The 16,257-nt window shown below is 70.7% G+C and carries 15 protein-coding genes; 4 read left to right on the top strand and 11 right to left on the bottom strand.

What is annotated here, in order from left to right; genetic code table 11:
- Positions 1–2: 2 nt before the first annotated feature.
- A complete protein-coding gene (locus FCN18_RS06390; RefSeq protein ID WP_112270139.1) occupies positions 3–1,541 on the top strand; it encodes a SulP family inorganic anion transporter in 1,539 nt (512 codons plus the stop codon).
- Between the two features lie 26 nt (positions 1,542–1,567).
- Here the strand turns inward: FCN18_RS06390 and FCN18_RS06385 are convergent, their stop codons facing one another.
- The 4 genes from FCN18_RS06385 to FCN18_RS06370 form a co-directional block, all read right to left on the bottom strand.
- Entirely contained in the window at positions 1,568–2,449 is an 882-nt protein-coding gene (locus FCN18_RS06385; protein WP_113644391.1) for a succinate--CoA ligase subunit alpha, read from the bottom strand.
- Positions 2,449–3,615 (bottom strand): succinate--CoA ligase subunit beta, encoded by a 1,167-nt coding sequence (locus FCN18_RS06380; RefSeq protein WP_112270137.1) that lies wholly within the window; start codon positions 3,613–3,615, stop codon positions 2,449–2,451. The genes FCN18_RS06385 and FCN18_RS06380 overlap by 1 nt, the downstream gene beginning before the upstream one ends.
- A 2-nt stretch (positions 3,616–3,617) precedes the next feature.
- Complete coding sequence (gene sauS, locus FCN18_RS06375) at positions 3,618–5,084, bottom strand: acylating sulfoacetaldehyde dehydrogenase (RefSeq protein WP_228713692.1); 1,467 nt, start codon at positions 5,082–5,084, stop codon at positions 3,618–3,620.
- A 205-nt stretch (positions 5,085–5,289) separates the two neighbouring features.
- On the bottom strand, positions 5,290–6,093 hold the full coding sequence (locus FCN18_RS06370) for an IclR family transcriptional regulator (protein WP_112270135.1): 804 nt from the start codon (positions 6,091–6,093) through the stop codon (positions 5,290–5,292).
- A gap of 131 nt (positions 6,094–6,224) precedes the next feature.
- Here FCN18_RS06370 and FCN18_RS06365 point away from each other — a divergent pair, with 131 nt between their 5' ends.
- A complete protein-coding gene (locus FCN18_RS06365) occupies positions 6,225–7,253 on the top strand; it encodes a phosphotransacetylase (RefSeq protein ID WP_137093795.1) in 1,029 nt (342 codons plus the stop codon).
- Positions 7,254–7,261: 8 nt separating this feature from the next.
- Here the strand turns inward: FCN18_RS06365 and FCN18_RS06360 are convergent, their stop codons facing one another.
- The 7 genes from FCN18_RS06360 to FCN18_RS06330 all read right to left on the bottom strand — a co-directional run bounded on the left by FCN18_RS06360 (position 7,262) and on the right by FCN18_RS06330 (position 14,768).
- Positions 7,262–8,614: an SLC13 family permease gene (locus FCN18_RS06360; RefSeq protein WP_112270133.1), complete on the bottom strand. Its 1,353-nt coding sequence runs from the start codon at positions 8,612–8,614 to the stop codon at positions 7,262–7,264.
- An 82-nt stretch (positions 8,615–8,696) separates the two neighbouring features.
- The gene (locus FCN18_RS06355) at positions 8,697–9,107 is read right to left on the bottom strand and encodes an aconitase X swivel domain-containing protein (RefSeq protein ID WP_112270650.1); all 411 of its coding nucleotides are present in this window, start codon (positions 9,105–9,107) and stop codon (positions 8,697–8,699) included.
- Between the two features lie 5 nt (positions 9,108–9,112).
- A complete protein-coding gene (locus tag FCN18_RS06350) occupies positions 9,113–10,348 on the bottom strand; it encodes an aconitase X (RefSeq protein ID WP_137093792.1) in 1,236 nt (411 codons plus the stop codon).
- A 96-nt stretch (positions 10,349–10,444) separates the two neighbouring features.
- Positions 10,445–11,794: an MFS transporter gene (locus tag FCN18_RS06345; RefSeq protein ID WP_112270131.1), complete on the bottom strand. Its 1,350-nt coding sequence runs from the start codon at positions 11,792–11,794 to the stop codon at positions 10,445–10,447.
- A 43-nt stretch (positions 11,795–11,837) separates the two neighbouring features.
- Entirely contained in the window at positions 11,838–12,845 is a 1,008-nt protein-coding gene (locus FCN18_RS06340; protein ID WP_137093790.1) for a transketolase family protein, read from the bottom strand.
- 1 nt (position 12,846) lies between these two features.
- Complete coding sequence (locus tag FCN18_RS06335) at positions 12,847–13,719, bottom strand: transketolase (RefSeq protein WP_228713690.1); 873 nt, start codon at positions 13,717–13,719, stop codon at positions 12,847–12,849.
- Complete coding sequence (locus FCN18_RS06330; RefSeq protein ID WP_137093788.1) at positions 13,713–14,768, bottom strand: zinc-dependent alcohol dehydrogenase; 1,056 nt, start codon at positions 14,766–14,768, stop codon at positions 13,713–13,715. Before FCN18_RS06330 ends, FCN18_RS06335 begins: the two co-directional genes overlap by 7 nt.
- A 102-nt stretch (positions 14,769–14,870) precedes the next feature.
- Here FCN18_RS06330 and FCN18_RS06325 point away from each other — a divergent pair, with 102 nt between their 5' ends.
- The gene (locus FCN18_RS06325) at positions 14,871–15,905 is read left to right on the top strand and encodes a LacI family DNA-binding transcriptional regulator (RefSeq protein ID WP_158303065.1); all 1,035 of its coding nucleotides are present in this window, start codon (positions 14,871–14,873) and stop codon (positions 15,903–15,905) included.
- A 17-nt stretch (positions 15,906–15,922) separates the two neighbouring features.
- Positions 15,923–16,255, top strand: a complete 333-nt coding sequence (locus FCN18_RS06320) for an L-rhamnose mutarotase (protein WP_113644385.1) — start codon at positions 15,923–15,925, stop codon at positions 16,253–16,255.
- Positions 16,256–16,257: the final 2 nt, after the last annotated feature.

Below are 16,257 nucleotides of genomic sequence, written 5' to 3'. Positions count from 1 at the left end.
CCGTGCGCGTTCCCCGTATCGCGCGACCGCGCGGCAAGACACTCCTGTACGACGCCGTCGCGGGCGTGAGCGTGGCGATGGTCGGCATCCCGCAGTCGCTGGCCTACGCCGAGCTCGCCGGCATGCCGCCCGTCGCGGGCCTCTACGCCGGTGCGCTGCCGCCCGTGCTCGCGGCGCTGTTCGCGTCGTCGCCGTACCTGCAGACGGGCCCGGTGGCGATCACCGCGCTGCTGACGTTCGGCGCGCTGAGCACCGTCGCGACCCCGGCGAGCCCCGAGTACGTCGGACTCGGCCTCGCGCTGGCGTTGGTGATCGGCGTGGTCAGGGTTCTGCTGGGCCTCCTGCGGGCGGGCTGGCTCGCGTACCTGATGTCGCAGCCGATGCTGCTGGGTTTCGTCCCGGCGGCGGCCGTGCTCATCGCCGCGTCCCAGGTGCCGAAGGCGCTGGGCGTCGCGCCGCCGGACGAGGGCAACGAGATCGTCGCCGCGGTCACGAGCCTCGCCCACCCCGCCGACTGGAGCCCCGCGGCGCTGGCGGTCACGGCGCTCACCGCGCTGGTGATCGTCGGCGGGCGACGACTCCACGCGCTCTTCCCCGGGGTGCTCGTGGCGGCCGCACTCGGCGTCGCGATCTCCGCTGCCGGACTCTATTCCGGCCCCGTGGTGGACAGCGTGCCCTCCGGGCTGCTGCCGTTCACGCTCGACGACATCCCGTGGGACCGCGTGCCCTCACTGATTCTTCCCGGCGTCATCATCGCGCTGATCGGGTTCACCGAGGCCGCCTCGATCGCGCGCCGGTTCGCCGCCGAGGACGGCAGCCGCTGGAACTCCAACCGCGAGTTCGTCGGCCAGGGCGTGGCGAACCTGGCCGCGGCGGCGGTCGGCGGAATGCCGTGCGGCGGCTCCTTCTCCCGCAGCTCGGTGAACCGGATGTCGGGCGCGCGCACCCGATGGTCGGGCGCGTTCACCGGGTTGACCGTGCTGGCGTTCCTGCCGTTCGCCGCCGTGCTCGAACCGCTGCCGCTGGCCGTGCTGGGCGCGATCGTGATCGTCGCGGTCACCGGTCTGCTGCGGTTCCGCCCGCTGGTGCGGCTGTGGCGGGTGTCGCCGCCGCAGGCGATGATCGCCTGGGCGACGTTCCTGGCGACGTTGCTGCTGGCCCCCCGGCTCGACCTGGCCGTGCTGCTCGGTGTGGGGCTGTCGCTCGCGGTGTTCCTGTGGCGCCTGCTGCAGCTGGAGGTCGACGTCACGGCGCGTGACGGTGAGCTGACGCTCGCGCCGCGCGGCGTGCTGTGGTTCGGCACGGCGCAACGCCTCGACTCGCTGCTGCACGACCTGCTCGCCACGCACCCGGAAACCGTAAGGCTCGTGCTCGATCTCACCCGGCTGGGCCGCATCGACACCACCGGCGCGCTGGTGCTGCGGTCGATACTGGAGCAGGCGCACGGCGCCCGGCTGGAGACCGAGCTGCGGGGTGTTCCGCCGCAGTCCCGCCAGCTGACCGACCGGGTACTGACGCCGAGGACGAGCCCGCTCGAGTGAGTGAGCGGGCCCGCCCTCATGCGGGTTCACGCCGCGGGTTTGACGCCCGCGGCCAGCAGGGCGTCGCCGACCCCGCTGGGCAGGTCCACCACCGTAGCTCCCGCAGAGGTCAGGGCGTCCACCTTGGAGGTCCCGCTGCCCTTGCCGGCGCTGACGATGGCGCCCGCGTGGCCCATGCGGCGGTCGGGCGGGGCCGAGCGGCCCGCGATGAAGGCCACGACCGGCTTGCGCATCGCCGCGATGTAGTCCGCCGCGTCCTCCTCCATCGAGCCGCCGATCTCGCCGACGAGCACGATCGCCTCCGTGCGCTCGTCCTCGTCCAGCTCACGCACGGCGTCGAGCGTCGTCGTACCGAGGATCGGGTCGCCGCCGATGCCGATGAACGCCGACTGCCCGTAGCCGGCACTGACGAGGTTGAGGGCCACGAGCGTGCCGAGGCTGCCGCTGCGGGAGATCACGCCGATCGAGCCGGGCCGGAAGATGTTGTCCGCGAACCCTGGCATGATGCCAACCGACGCCACACCGGGCACCACGAGCCCCGCGGTGTTGGGGCCCAGCACCCTGGCGCCGTGGTCCCTGGCTTCGGCGAGCACGTGCATGATGTCCTGGTAGGGCACATGCTCGGTCAGCAGCACGATCTTGCGCACCCCGGCCGCGACGGCGTCACCCGCGGCCTTGCGCACGGCGAGCGGCGGCACGAACAGCACGGACACGTCCAGCTGGTGCTCCCGCGCGGCGTCGGCCACCGAGTCGTACACCGGTACGCCGCCGACCTCCCTGCCACCCTTGCCAGGGCTCGCGCCCGCGACGATGCGCGTGCCGCACTCCGCCATCCGCTCGGCCCAGAAGGAACCCTGCCTGCCGGTGAGTCCCTGCACGACCACGTTGTCCTGCGCGGAAACCAGCATCAGCCCGCCACCTTTCCCTCGACGGGTCCTGCCGCGGCGGCGACCGCCGCCTTGACCGCGTCGTCCATCGTGTCGTAGGGCTCGACGCCGAGCCGCTCTCTGACCAGCCGGATCGCCTTCTCCTCGCCGGTTCCGTGGATGGAGAAGAAGATCGGCAGCTCCGGCCGCAGCTCCTCGATCGCGGCGAGCACACCCTCGGTCATCACGTCGGTGCGGGCGAAGGCCCCGCAGAAGTTCACCACGAGGCTGCGCACGCGCGGGTTGTCCAGCACGAGCCGCAGCGCGGGCGTCGCCTTCGTGTAGGCGTCGCCGCCGATCTCGAGGAAATTCGCGGGCTTGCCGCCGTAGTGGGTCACCGCGTCGAGCGTCGTCATGGTCAGGCCCGCGCCGTTGGCCAGCACTCCGACCTCGCCGTCGAGCTCCAGGTACTGCAGACCGAGCTCGCGCCCGCGCCGTTCGAGCTCCGTCCCGGTGTCGTCGCGCGCGGGAACGAGGTCGGCGAGCAGTTCGGCGTGCCTGCCGAGCGCTCCGGGGTCGAGCGAGATCTTGCTGTCGAGCGCCACCACCTCGCCCGCGCCGGTCACCACGAGCGGGTTGACCTCGACGAGCTCGGCCTCGACCGTGCGGTAGAGGCGGTACATCGTGAGCAGCGCCGTGGTCACCTGGTCCTCCACGTGCTCGCCCAAGCCGAGGCCGGTGACGAGCGAGCGCGCGGCGTCAGCGGTGAGGCCGGTGCGGATGTCCACGCCGAGCCTGCGGATCGACTCCGGGTCACGGGCGCTCAGCTCCTCGATGTCCATGCCGCCGGCGGGGCAGAACAGCACGAGCGGGCCCTTGCCGGCCGGGTCGTTGAGCACCGACGCGTACAGCTCCTTCGCGATGTCGGCGGCCTCCTCGACGAGCACCGCGTCCACGTGCGAACCCGCCAGCTCGCTGCCGAGCAGGCGCGCCGCCGAGCCCGCCGCGTCCTCGGGAGTGTCGGCGAAGCCGATACCGCCCGCCTTGCCCCGCTTGCCGGCGGGCACCTGTGCCTTGAGGGCGACCCGGCAGCCCAGCACCGCGGCCGCCTGCTGCGCGGCCTCGGGCGTGGTCACCACCCGGCCCCTCGGCACGGGCACGCCCGCCTGCGCGAGGAGCTGCTTTCCCTGGTGTTCCAGCAGTTTCATGCTCACCGCCCGTAGGTCTCGTGGTAGCGGCCCCACAGCTGTTCCTCGGTGGGAACCCTGGGCGGGATGACCCGGGCGAGCCGGGTGATGTTGAGGAAATGCTTGTAGGACAGGTTGTCGCTGATGCTGTTGCCCGCCCAGGTACCGGCGCCCATAGTGAGCGTGAACCCGAGGCCGTTGTCGAACCCGCCGCCCGTGCCGAAGCAGTGCGCCTGGTTGACGAGCACGCGGGCCACGCGCAGCCGCTCGGCGACCATCGTGGCGTGTTCCTCGGTGGCCGTGTGGATGCCGCAGGAGTGGCCCGCGCCCTGGAAGTCCAGCAGCCGCTGGATGCGGTCGATCGCGGCGCCGAGGTCGTCGAAGCGGTAAACCGTGAGCACGACGGAGAGTTTCTCGCCGCTGAAAGGGAAATCGGGACCGACGCCGTCCTCCTCGACGAGGAAGAAGCTCGCCGACCGGGCCTCCGGGGAGTCCAAACCGGCCAGTGCGGCGATCTTGCCCGGCGGCTGCGCGGTGACGGCGGAGCTCAGCTTGCCGTCCGGCCACATCACGGCGGCGAGCCGCTCCTTCTCCTCCGGTGTGAGCAGGTAGCCGCCCTGCTCGGCCAGTGCGCGCAGCGTCGCGTCGTAGACCGCCGAGTGAATGTGGACGGAGTTCTCCGACGAGCAGCTCGTGGCGTAGTCGAAGGTCTTGCTGCGCTTGATCTTCTCCGCCGCGCCCGCGATGTCGGCGTCGGCGTCGACGATGACGGGCGCGTTGCCGGCGCCGACCCCGATCGCGGGGGTTCCGCTGCTGTAGGCCTGGCGGACGTTGCGCTGCGAGCCGGTGACCACCACGAGGTCCGCCTGCCCCATCAGCTCGTTGGTCAGCGCCTTGCTCGGTTCGGCGATGAACTGCACGAGGTCCCGTGGTGCGCCGACCTTGTCCAGCTCGGCGTGGATGTACTCGACGAGCAGGCGGCAGGTCGAGGCGCCCTTGGGCGAGGGCGACAGGATAACGGCGTTGCCGCCCTTGAGCGCCATCATGGTCTTGTTCGCCGGGGTGGCGGCGGGGTTGGTGGAAGGGCACACGGCGGCGACCACGCCGACGGGTTTCGCGTACTCGGTGATGCCGCTGTCCGGGTCCTCACTGAGGACACCGACCGATTTCGCGCCCGTCAGGTCGCGCAACGTGCCGAGCGTCTTGCGCTGGTTCTTGGCGACCTTGTCCTCGACGTTGCCGAGGCCGGTGTCCCGCACGGCGAGCTCCGCCAGCGCCCTGGCCCGGTCGGGGCGGTAGATCGCCCACGCGACGCCGGCCACGACGTCGTCCACCCGTTGCTGGTCGTAGTCGGCGAAGATCGCCTGCGCGGCTCTGGCCCTCGTCACCAGCGCGGCGACCGTGTCCGCTGCGGAGGTGTCCTGTGTCTGCATGGCCTCGCGTCCCTTCTGACGTGGCCGCGCGTCGTCGCGACGCTGCGACTGACTCACACATGACCGGCAGGGTTCCCGGCGTAGGCCTACCAGGAATTTCACAATATGGTAGGCAATTCCAAAGCTACGAGGGAGGCACTACGGAGTCAACGGTCACGGCTGCGCGGCCGATGTGCGCTGGGTCACGCACGCCGATTGCAGTGAAGGCCACCTTGCCTGCGTTGAACGCAGGCAAGGTGGCCTTCACTGCAGACGGCTGCCATCAGAAGGTGTGGCCTGGCGGCAGCAGTGCCGAGATCTCCTTGGCCGCCCGCATCGCGACCGGGCCGAGCTCGTCGAAACGCTCGTCCGGCACCCGCACCGCCGGAGCTTGGATGGCGATCGCGGCGCGCGCGATTCCCGCACCGTCGCAGATCGGTGCGCCGACGCAGCGCACGCCCTGCGTCAGCTCCTCGTTGTCGATGCTCCAGCCCCTGGCCCGGGTGCGTTCCAGCTCCGAGCGGAGCTCCTTGGGGGTACCGAAGGTGTTCGGCGTCAGCTGCTCGAGCCGCTTGACGCCGCGGAGCATGCGCTGCTCGGTCTCGGCGTTGAACGCGAGCAGCACCTTGCCCATGGAGGACGCGTGCAGGGGCACGCGCGTGCCGGGCGGCTGCGTGAACCGCAGCGGCTTCGCCGACTCGATGCGCTCCACCACCACCGCCGTGTCGCCGGACAGCACGCCGAGGTTGACGGATTCGCCGGTGCTCGCCGCGACCTGCTGCAGCACCGGGTACACGACGTCGAGTCCGAAGTTGCGGTGCGCCGCCTGCCCGAGCAGCAGCGCGCCGGTGCCCAGGTAGTACCGCTCGCTGTCCTCGTTCTGCGCGAGGTATCCCTCGCTGACCAGAGCGCGCACGATGCGGTGCGTGGTGCTCACGTTGAGCCCGAGTTCCTTCGAGATCATCCCGACGCCCAGATCGCCGCGGTGCTCCCGGAACAGGCGCAGCACGGCGAACGCACGCGAGATGGTCTGCGCGCCGACCACCGGGCCGCCACCAGGCCGCCCCTCACGATCCTCGGCCGACATGGCACCTCCTGTCACATGTTGGAATCAGCGTACCCCGCCGCGTTGACAGCCGCCCTCAACCTCACTTAACGTCCAAACTTAAAATCCTATGTCATATGTTGAAATACCTGGCGGCTGGAGAGGTGGGCGCGATGAGCGGTGCGCAGGCGGTGCGAGCGGCCCCGGCCGAGAGCGAGCCCGTCCGTGAGCTGCTCGCCCGCTGGCGCGGCCGGCTCTCCGGACGGCCGACACGCGTGCTGCTCGCCGACGGCGAGGACCCAAGGGCGATCGAGGCGGCCGTCCGGCTGCGCGAGCAGGGCCTGCAGGGCGTGCGCCTGCTCGCCGACCCCGGGCGCGTGCCCGATCACGGCGCCGCGCTCGTGCTCGACCCCGGTGAGCTGGCGGACGACCCCCACGTCACGGACGCCCTCCACGCCGCATTCGAGAAGCAGCCGGCGCCGAGGTTCGAGAGCGCCCGCGAGGACTCCCTCTACCTGGCTGTGGCCGCGCTGCGCGCCGGGATGCTCGACGCCTGCGTCGCCGGGGCGACCCGGCCCACCGCCGACGTGCTGCGCGCCGGAATGCGCGTGCTCGGCCCCGCTCCCGGGGTCCGGCACGTCAGCAGCGCCTTCCTGATGCTGCTGACCGACGGCCGGATGCTCGCCTTCGCCGACTGCGCCGTACTGCCCGATCCGGACGCGCACCAGCTCGCCGACATCGCCGTCGCGGCGACCCACACCTACCGCGACCTCACCGCGCGCTCGCCGGTCGTCGCCATGCTGTCGTTCAGCACCCAGGGCAGCGCCAGCCACGAGTCGGTCGACAAGGTGCGCACGGCCACCCAGCTGGTGCGCGACCGGCTGCCGGACCTCCCCGTGGACGGTGAGCTGCAGCTCGACGCGGCACTGGTGTCGGCGGTGGGCCGGGCGAAGGCACCGGGCTCCGCCGTGGCGGGCAACGCGAACGTGCTCGTGTTCCCGAACCTCGACGCGGGCAACATCGGCTACAAGATCGCCGAGCGGCTGGGCGGCGCGATCGCGCTCGGCCCCATCGTCCAGGGTCTGCGCGCACCGCTCAACGACCTCTCCCGCGGCTGCGACAGCCGCGACATCGAGATCATGGCGATGATCAGCGGAGTGCAGGCCCTCGGCGCCCGGACCGGACACCGAGGGCCTGCCTGACATCCGGGTCACAGGACCACGAAGATCAGCCAGCTCAGCAGTGGCGCGAAGGCGATCACCACCACGGACCACACCAGCAGGCGCCGGAAGAACAGCCTCGGCTCCATGCTCTTCTGGTTGGCCACCAGCAGCGCGCCGTTCGTCGACAACGGACTCACGTCGACGACGCTGGAGGCGACGCCGATCGCGCTGATGGTGCCGAGCATCGGCAGCATGCCCTGCTCCAGCACCGGCACGGCGAGCGGAATCGACGCGCCGAGCACACCCGCCGTCGAGGCGAACGCCGAGATCACGCCGCCGATGTAGCACGCCGCCAGCGCCGTGAGCAGCGGGTTGCCACTCGAGGTGAGCAGGTCGCTCAGATAGTCGATCGTGCCGATCTCCGACAGCACACCGACGTAGGTCAGAACGCCGCACACCAGCAGGACCGCCGACCACGGCAGGTTCTTGATGCACTCGCCGTACCGGCCTGGCGAGAGCAGGGTGAGCGCCACACCGGCGGTCAGTGCCACGAAGCCGACGTCCAGTCCGAAGATCATGGTGCTGAGCACCAGACCGACGATGGCGATCAGTGTGGCCACCTGGTGGATGGTGTCCCGGCCCTTCGGGGCGGCCGGCTCGTCGCATTCGGACTCGGCGGAGTCGCCGGTGCCGCCGCCCGTGGTGGCCTCGGGCGGAGCAGCCATCGCACCCGGCCCGTCGCTGGCCCCGGCCATCGCGGGCACTCCGGACGCCACGCTGACGGTCTGCCGCCTGCGTACCAGTTGCAGGCCACCGAAGACGGCGAACACGAAACACGCCAGCACGACGTTGAACAGCAGGCTGTTGAGGAACAGTCCCATCGGCTCCCGGGGGAGCCCGTTGTCACCCAGCAGGCCGTTGGTGATGGCGCCGAAGGGGCTCAGCGGCGAGAAGGAGCCCGCCGTCGCGCCCTGCACAACCATGAGACCCATCAGCAGCGGGTTCACCTTGTGCTGGGCGGCGAAGCGCAGTGCGATGGGCGCGACGATGGCGACCGCCGCCGCGCTGAGCGCGCCCGCCGCCGCGACGAACGCCGCGAGCAGGAACATCAGCCACGGGATCGCGGCGACCCGGTTGCCCACCAGCCGCATGGACCCGTCGATGATCCGTTGCAGCGTGCCGTTCTCCTGGGCCAGCGCGAAGAGGAACGTCACGCCGACGATCAGGATGAACAGGCTGCCAGGGAAGCCGCTGATGATCGTGTCAACGTCGAGGCCGCCGAACCCGGCGCCGATCACGAACGCGGCCACCAGCGCCAGGATGCCCAGGTTGATCGAGAGAAACGATGCCAGTACGAACATGCACACGAGTACCAGCAAGGAGAGGATTTGCACATTCACGATTCCACGACTCCGTCCTCATTGACCGGTCGGGTTTCTTCAACTGCCTGCCGTCTCCCCCTTTACCGCCCGCTGTCGCGGGTCAGCCTTGGCCGAGCGTCTCCACGCGACCCTCCCGAGGAACCAGCCGGAGCAGCTGGCCCGTCTCGATCGACGTCACTGGGTCGGGCTCCAGCTCGTGCATGATCGGGATGCCAGCGAACACCGCGCCCTGCACGAGCACCGGGTTCGTCGTCCGCAACACGAGCCCGGCCGGTGCCAGGCCTCGGCTCTGCAGGTCCAGCAGCCGCCAGCCCGTCGCGGTGCCGCCCTTCGCGGTGGGCACCACGAGAATCCTGCCCGCGATCGACTGCCCGCAGAGGTCGTGGGACTCGCGGCTGATCACGCCCGTGTCGTGGTCGAGGTCGTACCGTGCGCTGAACGCGTCCGTCGACACCAGTGCGGGTGCCTCCACCACGTCGCCGAAACCGACGGCGCCGATGAGCTGTGTCATGGTCCTCACCCCGCGATCCGGCCGGTGACGGCTGCGTCGACGCACATCTCGGTGGACCGGAAGACCGGGTTGTACCCGTAGCCCTCGATGATGTTGGCGAGCTTGGCCGAGTTGGTGACGAGCGTGCGGAACCCGTTGCTGCGCCCCAGCTCGCGCGCGGTCATCAGGTAGTAGCAGACGCCGCTCAGCAGCCGGACGCCCGCTGCGCGCAACGTCTCGGCGTAGCCGTACTCCTCCGCCGATCTCAGCACCGCGGCGCTCGTCGTCGCGTACACCGGGCAGGAGACCTCACGACCTTCGAAGAGGGCGGCCAGCTCCGCCAGCTCGAACACCGACAGCTGCGGCGTGCCGAACACGACGATGTCGGGGCTCTCCCGCTCCGGGGCGAAGCCGCGATACGCGCCGTCCAGCGCGGCTCGGTCGATGACCATGCGTTCGCGGGGTTCGTTGTCCCCGAACGCGTCCGCGCGGGTGCGTGCCTCCGGCGTCACGCCGACGAGGTGGAACATCGCGTGCGAGCCGTAGCTCGCCAGTGCCGCACCGAGCTGTTTCACCTCGTCCGGCGAAGGGCTCCGCTCGGCGCCGTCGATCGCGGGCACCTCCCAGTAGCCCGGGAACCGGCGGCCAACCAGGCAGCCGACGGCGCCCCAGTCGGTGCTGTTCCTCGGCTGGTCGGCCAGCTCGACGAGCACGGTGCCACGTCTGCATTCGTCGAGGTGGAAGCCGTACGCGGGGACCCGCCCGGTGAGCGCGGCCGCGAGTGCCGCGGGGCCGCCCTCGAAGTTACTCCGCGCGCCGGCGACGGCGTTGGCGTAGATCACGGTGCCGGTGTCGCCCCAGGCGAGGTGCTCGCCCCCGTGCGGGACGTCCACGGTCTGGTAGTTGATACAGGTGTTGGTGGTCAGCGCGCCCATGCGCGCCATCGCGGCGAGGATGCGCCTTTCGGTGTCCACAATGGATTGGCTCTGCCCGATGTCGAGCGCGCACGAGAAGTCGGTCGAGCGCGGGTCGAGGGTCAGCGGGATGCGGGCGCGGGCGCCCTGGTCGGCCAGTTGCTCCAGGAAGCGGACGCCGGGCTCGCCCAGCGCCTCGCCATCGCAGTGAGCGTGAGCGCTGCGCACCCGGACGAGCCGGCGCGCCCCGAAGAAGCCACCGACCGCCAGCTGGTAGTCCATCGCCCATTTCACGGCGGGACCGTCCGAGCCGGCGGCCATGGCCTCTTCGTCTGCAGTCAGGTACACGTAACCTCCACCGGCTTCGGTCGAGACTGTGGTTTCGGTCACCCAAGCTAGATTCGTTGAAACGGCATGTCAATATTTGAAATGAGAGAAAGGATCTCAGCCGAGCTTCCGGCGCCGGGTCTCCGGCAGCAGGAGCACCGACAACGCCGTGATCGCGGCGATCCCGACGATGTAGGCGACCACCGGCCAGTACACCCCGTCACCCGCGACCTCGAGCAGGGACACCACGATGATCGGCGCGAGCGAGCCGCCGAGCACGCCACCGAACTGCTGCCCGAGCGAGACACCGGAATAGCGGATGCTCGTCGGGAACAGCTCGGAGAAGTACGCCGCCTGCGGGCCGTACATGAGCGACATCGCGACGTAGGCGATGATCGTGCCAAGCCAGATCATCGGCGCGCTACCGGTCTTGACCAGCTCGAAGAAGATCAACCCGTCCACCGCCATCACCGCGGCCCCGGCCAGGTACACCGGTTTGCGGCCGATCCGGTCGGACAGCGTGGCGCAGGCGGGCAGCAGCGCCAGCGACAGCACGGCGCCGATGAGTGAGCCGGTGAGCACCACCGACTCCGGGTGCGGGATGTCGGTGAAACTGCCGATGAACGTGGCCGGGAAGGTCGCGAAGATGAACAGGTTGGCGCTCTCGGCGATCCTGGCGCCCACCACCTTCAGCGACGTGCCCCACCACTTCGTCACCACCTCGGCCATCGGCGCCCGCTGCTTCGCGGCCGAGTCCCGCGCCGCGCGGAAGAACCGCGTCTCGTGCAGTTGTGACCGGATGACCACGGCCGGGATGATGATCACTGCGCTGAGCAGGAACGGAACCCGCCACGCCCACGAGAGCAGCGCCTGCTCGTCAAGCGAGGTCACAACGGCCATCGCCGCCGAGGACAGGATGATGCCGGCGGGCACGCCGATCTGCACGAGACTGCCGTAGTACCCGCGGCGCCGGTCGGGCGCGTTCTCCACCACCATCAGCACGGCGCCGCCGTACTCGCCGCCGAGGCCGAGGCCCTGCGCCACGCGCAGCAGGATCAGCAGGATCGGCGCCGCCACGCCGATCGCGTCGTAGGTCGGCAGGCACCCGATCAGGAACGTGCCGCCGCCCATGATGCCCATCGTCCACACGAGCATGGACTTGCGGCCGACGCGGTCACCGAGGTTGCCGAACAGCAGCGCGCCGATCGGCCTGCTCACGAACCCGACGGCGTAGGTCGCGAGCGAGGCCAGCAGTCCGGTGGTGGGATCGAGGGAGGGGAAGAACAGCTTGTCGAACACGATCGACGCGGCCGCCGCGTAGAGGAAGAAGTCGTACCACTCCACGATCGCACCGGCGGAGCTGGTGAGCGCCACCTTGCGCAGGTAGCGGCGGCGGGGCGGGTCGTCGGCTACGGTCACGCCCTCGCCGGCAGGTTCCGTTCCGGCGGGAGCAGGGGTGTCGGGCATGTCGAGTCCTTTCTCCGTTGAAAGGGTCGGGCATGAGGTGGGATCACGCGAGCAGGTTCCGCATCCGGCGGACGATTCCGGCGGCGTCGAGCTCGTAGTGCTCGTACAGCCGGGTGGGCGGGCCGATCAGGGCGTACTCGTCGACGGGCAGGCCGAGGCGGTGCAGCTTCACGCCGCCCACGCCGCCGTCCACCAGCGCGTCGGCGCAGGCCGAGGCGAGTCCGGTGTAGACGTTGTGCTCCTCGGCGACGAGGATCCTGGGCACGCGCGACGCCAGCTCACACAATCCCTCGGCGTCGAACGGGCGCAGCGTGTGGGCGTCGACCACAGCCACCGACACGCCCTCGCGGGCCAGCTCCTCCGCTGCGCGCAGGGCGGGCGCGAGCGTCACACCTGTCGCGACGATCGCCGCGTCACCGCCCTCCCGCAGTGTCGTGAGCCTGCCGAACTCGAACTCGGCTCCGGTGCGGCCGTAGACGTCCTCGTCCCGGCCGCGGCCGATGCGGAAGTAGACCGGGCCTTCGAGGTCCACGGTCTGACGCAGCGCCTCGGTGAGCGACACGGCGTCGGCGGGTCCGATGACGGTGAGGTTGGCGATGGAGCGCGTGATGCCGATGTCCTCGGTGGCGTGATGGCTCGTGCCGTAGAAGCCGAGCGAGATGCCGGTGTGGTGGGCGATGACGCGCACCGGCACGTTCGGGTAGGCCAGGTCGGTGCGGATCTGTTCCGCGCACAGCAGCCCGACGAACGACGCGAACGTGGCGACGTACGGGATGTAGCCGCAGGTGGCCATACCGGCGGCCATCGAGACCATGTTCTGTTCGCAGATTCCGGTGTTGACGAACCGGTCGGGATGGCGCAGCTCGAAGTCGCGGGTGCGGTTGGAGAACTTGAGGTCCGCGGTGAGCACGGCGATCCGGTCGTCGTGGTCCGCGAGGTCGGCGAGCACCTGACCGGCCACGAAGGACTCGCACAGCCGGTAGGAGGTGGCCAGGTCCCAGGACCCTTCCTGCTCGGGGGTCCAGGCGCGTTCGGTGATGTCGCTCGTCATGTCAGACCCTCTCGATCAGGCTCAGCGTCTTCTCGGCGTCGGCCGGCTCCAGGTAGCCGAGGTGCCAGGTGCGGGACAGGTCCATGTACGGCACGCCGCGCCCCTTGCGGGTGTTGGCGATGACGCATTTCGGCCTGCCCTCGGGTTCGCTGCCCACGGCGGCGAAGGCCGACAGCACTCCCCTAGCGTCGTGCCCGTCGATCTCGGTGACCTCCCAGCCGAAGCTGCGGAACCGGTCGGCGATCGGCTCGACGCTCATCACCTCCTCCGTGGTGCCGTCCAGGCCCATCCGGTTGCGGTCGACGACGGCGACGAGGTTGCCCAGCCGGTAGTGGCTCGCCGCCTGCGCGGCCTCCCAGATCTGTCCCTCGTTGAGCTCCTGGTCGCCGGTCAGCACCCACACGCGGCTCTCGTCGCGGCCCGCCATGCGGTTGCCGAGCGCCATACCCGCGCCGATGGACAGGCCGTGGCCGAGCGAGCCGGAGGAGAAGTCCGTCCCGGGCACCCTGCGCATGTCGGGGTGATCGCCGAGCGGGCTGCCGACCCTGGTGTAGGTGTCGAGCCAGTCGTGCGGGAAGTAGCCGAGATTGGCCAGTACCGGGTAGAGACCGACGGCGCAGTGGCCCTTGGAGAGGATCAGCCGGTCGCGGTCGGGCCACGCCGGGTCCTCGCTCACGCGCAGGACGCCGGAGTAGAGCGCGGCGAGCAGCTCAGCGCACGAGAAGACGCTCGTGAAGTGGCCGCTCTTGGCGATGCCGATCAGGCGGACGGTCTCGCACCGGATGAACAAGGCGAGGTCACGGACCTCCTCGACGAGGTCGGCCGGTTCCTCCGCCGCGGGTTTCCAGGCGTCCACTGTGGCTCGGATCAGCACGGGTTCTCCTTTCCTGCGAAGACGATCGTTTCCTTGAGATGGGTGCTCACGCCGCGAGCCAGTCGGTCGAAGACCTCGGCCACGTCGCCCACCGCGTTGCGGCGGATCAGCGACTCCGGCAGGCCGGAGAACAGGGGCTCGCCCGCGAGCAGCCGCATGGCCTCGGTGAAGTCGGCCAGGACGTAGAGCTGCACACCGAGCACGGCCCGCTCGCCGCGCTGGAGGGCCACGCCGTCCAGCGAGAACGCGCCGTGCTGCACGCCGACCAGCACCACGGTGCCGCCGGGACGCACGGCGCCGAGCGACTGACCCGCCAGCTCGGCCGAGCCGACGCAGTCGAGGACCACGTCCAGTTCGCCGTGCTCGCCGCCGAGAACCTCCGCGAGCGGGCGGCCGTCCCCGTGGCGCGCGATGCCGGTGTCGACGAGCGAGAGCTTGTGCCCGTCGGTGTCGATCCGGTGCACCGCCTCGGCACCGCGGTGCCGCAGCACGAGCGCGACGAGCGTGCCGATGGCGCCTGCGCCGAGTACCGCGCACCTGCGCCCCGCGACCGGCCCGGCCCTGTTCACGGCGTGCAGCGCGACGGCGAGCGGCTCGATGAGCACGCGCAGCCCCGGGGGCGTCGCGGGGTCGATCGGCAGCACGCTCGCGGCGGGCACGGTGACCACACCGGCGAGGGCCCCGGGGCGCTGTGCGCCGATGATGCCCATGTCCGGGCAGAGGTTCGTGGCTCCCCGCCGGCAGCTCGCGCATTCGCCGCAGCTCAGCGCGGGGAACACGGCTACGGCGTCGCCGGGCCGCGCACTGGTGCCCTCCCCCGCGCTGAGCAGCTCGCCGTGGAACTCGTGGCCGAGCGTCAGCGGCGGCCGGTTCACGGGGTGCCTGCCCAGGTACATCGTCACGTCCGAGCCGCAGAGCCCGGTCTCCGCGACCCGGACCAGCACGTCGCCGACACCGGGTCTCGGCGACTCGGCCGGGGTCGTGGAGAACGTCGCCGGCGCGGTCAGCACGGTGGCGCGGAGCGACGGATCCGACTGCGTTGTCGTCATGGAGAGTGTGTCCTCACCGATAGTGGAACGGTTTCCTAGGGGACCGGTCCACTATGCGTGCGTACAATCGGTGAGTCAAGGGCGAGATGTCTGGAGGCCTTCGTGGCAAAGGATTCGGTCACCATCCGCGACGTGGCCGCGCGGGCGGGAGTGTCGAAGTCGACGGTGTCGAAGTACCTCACGTCCACCCCGTACGTCTCCGCCGACGCCAGGGAGCGCATCGAACGCGCCGTGGCAGAGCTCGGCTACCGGCCCAACGGCTCGGCGCGCGCGCTCGTCGGCGGCCGGTCCCGGTTCGTCGGCGTGCTGGTCCCCTCGATCGCCAACCCCTACCAGGCGGACCTCCTCGCGGGCATCGAGCGTGCCGCCGCCCCGCACCAGCTCGGGACACTGCTCGCCATCGCCGACAACGACGAGCCGCGTGAACGTGAGCTGTTGCAGGGCCTGCTGAAAAGCGGCGCCGACGGCGTGATCGTCACGAGCGCGCACGCCGAGGACGCCGAGGTGCAGGCGCTGCGCAGGGCCGGCATCCCCGTGGTGCTCGCCGGACGGCACATCGCCGCGCCGGAGATCGACTCCGTGGTGATCGACAACCGGCAGGGCGCACGGCTGGCGGTGGACCACCTCGTGAAGCTCGGGCACCGGCGGATCGCGCACATCCCCGGGCCGCTCACCGTGCTCGACTTCGCCCAGCGCGCGGAAGGGTACCGCGACGCGCTGCGCGCCCACGGGCTCGAACCGCTGCCGCTGCTGGGCGGCGACCGCCTACCCGACCCGGAACGTGGCCGGGAAGCCGTGCGGGCACTCATGGAGCTGCCCGAGGAGGAACGACCCACCGCGGTGTTCGCCGCCGTGGACTGGATCGCCGTCGGTGTGCTCGCCGAGGCGTCGAGGCGCGGCATCGAGGTGCCGGGCGAGCTGTCCGTGATCGGCTTCGACAACGTCTCGTTCTGCGAGCTCACCGCACCTTCGTTGTCCACAGTGGACGCTCATCCGGAGCGGATCGGGCAGCGGGCGGTGGACCGGCTGGCCGAGCGCATCGCGTCCGGTTACCGCGACGAGCCGGGGTCACGCGAGGTGCTGACGCCGACGCTCGTGGCGCGGTCGTCGACGGGTGAACCGAAATCCCACACCTGAACCGAGAGGACCTTCGCATGCCCCAGATCGCCCTGCACACGGAGCTGAAGCCGGGCGCGGAGCCCGACTACGAGGCCGTGCACGAGAGCATCCCCGCCGACGTGGCCGCGGCGCTGGCCGAGAACGGTGTCAAGGACTGGAGGATCTGGCGCGACGGGACACACCTTTTCCACCTCATCGAGGTGGAGGACTACCAGGCGATGCGGCACGCACTCCGTGATCACCCCGCGAACGTGCGCTGGCAGGCGACGGTCGGACCGCTCCACGCGAAGCCGGACGACTACTCCGGCGACGACGACGGGCTGCCCCTGCTGTGGAGCCTTGCCGATCAGCTGAACGGCGACGCGTGAGG

Origin of the sequence: Prauserella endophytica (assembly GCF_005146945.1) — a bacterium.
GTDB classification, from domain to species: Bacteria; Actinomycetota; Actinomycetes; order Mycobacteriales; family Pseudonocardiaceae; genus Prauserella_A; species Prauserella_A endophytica.
This window is presented reverse-complemented; position numbering and strand designations above follow the sequence as displayed.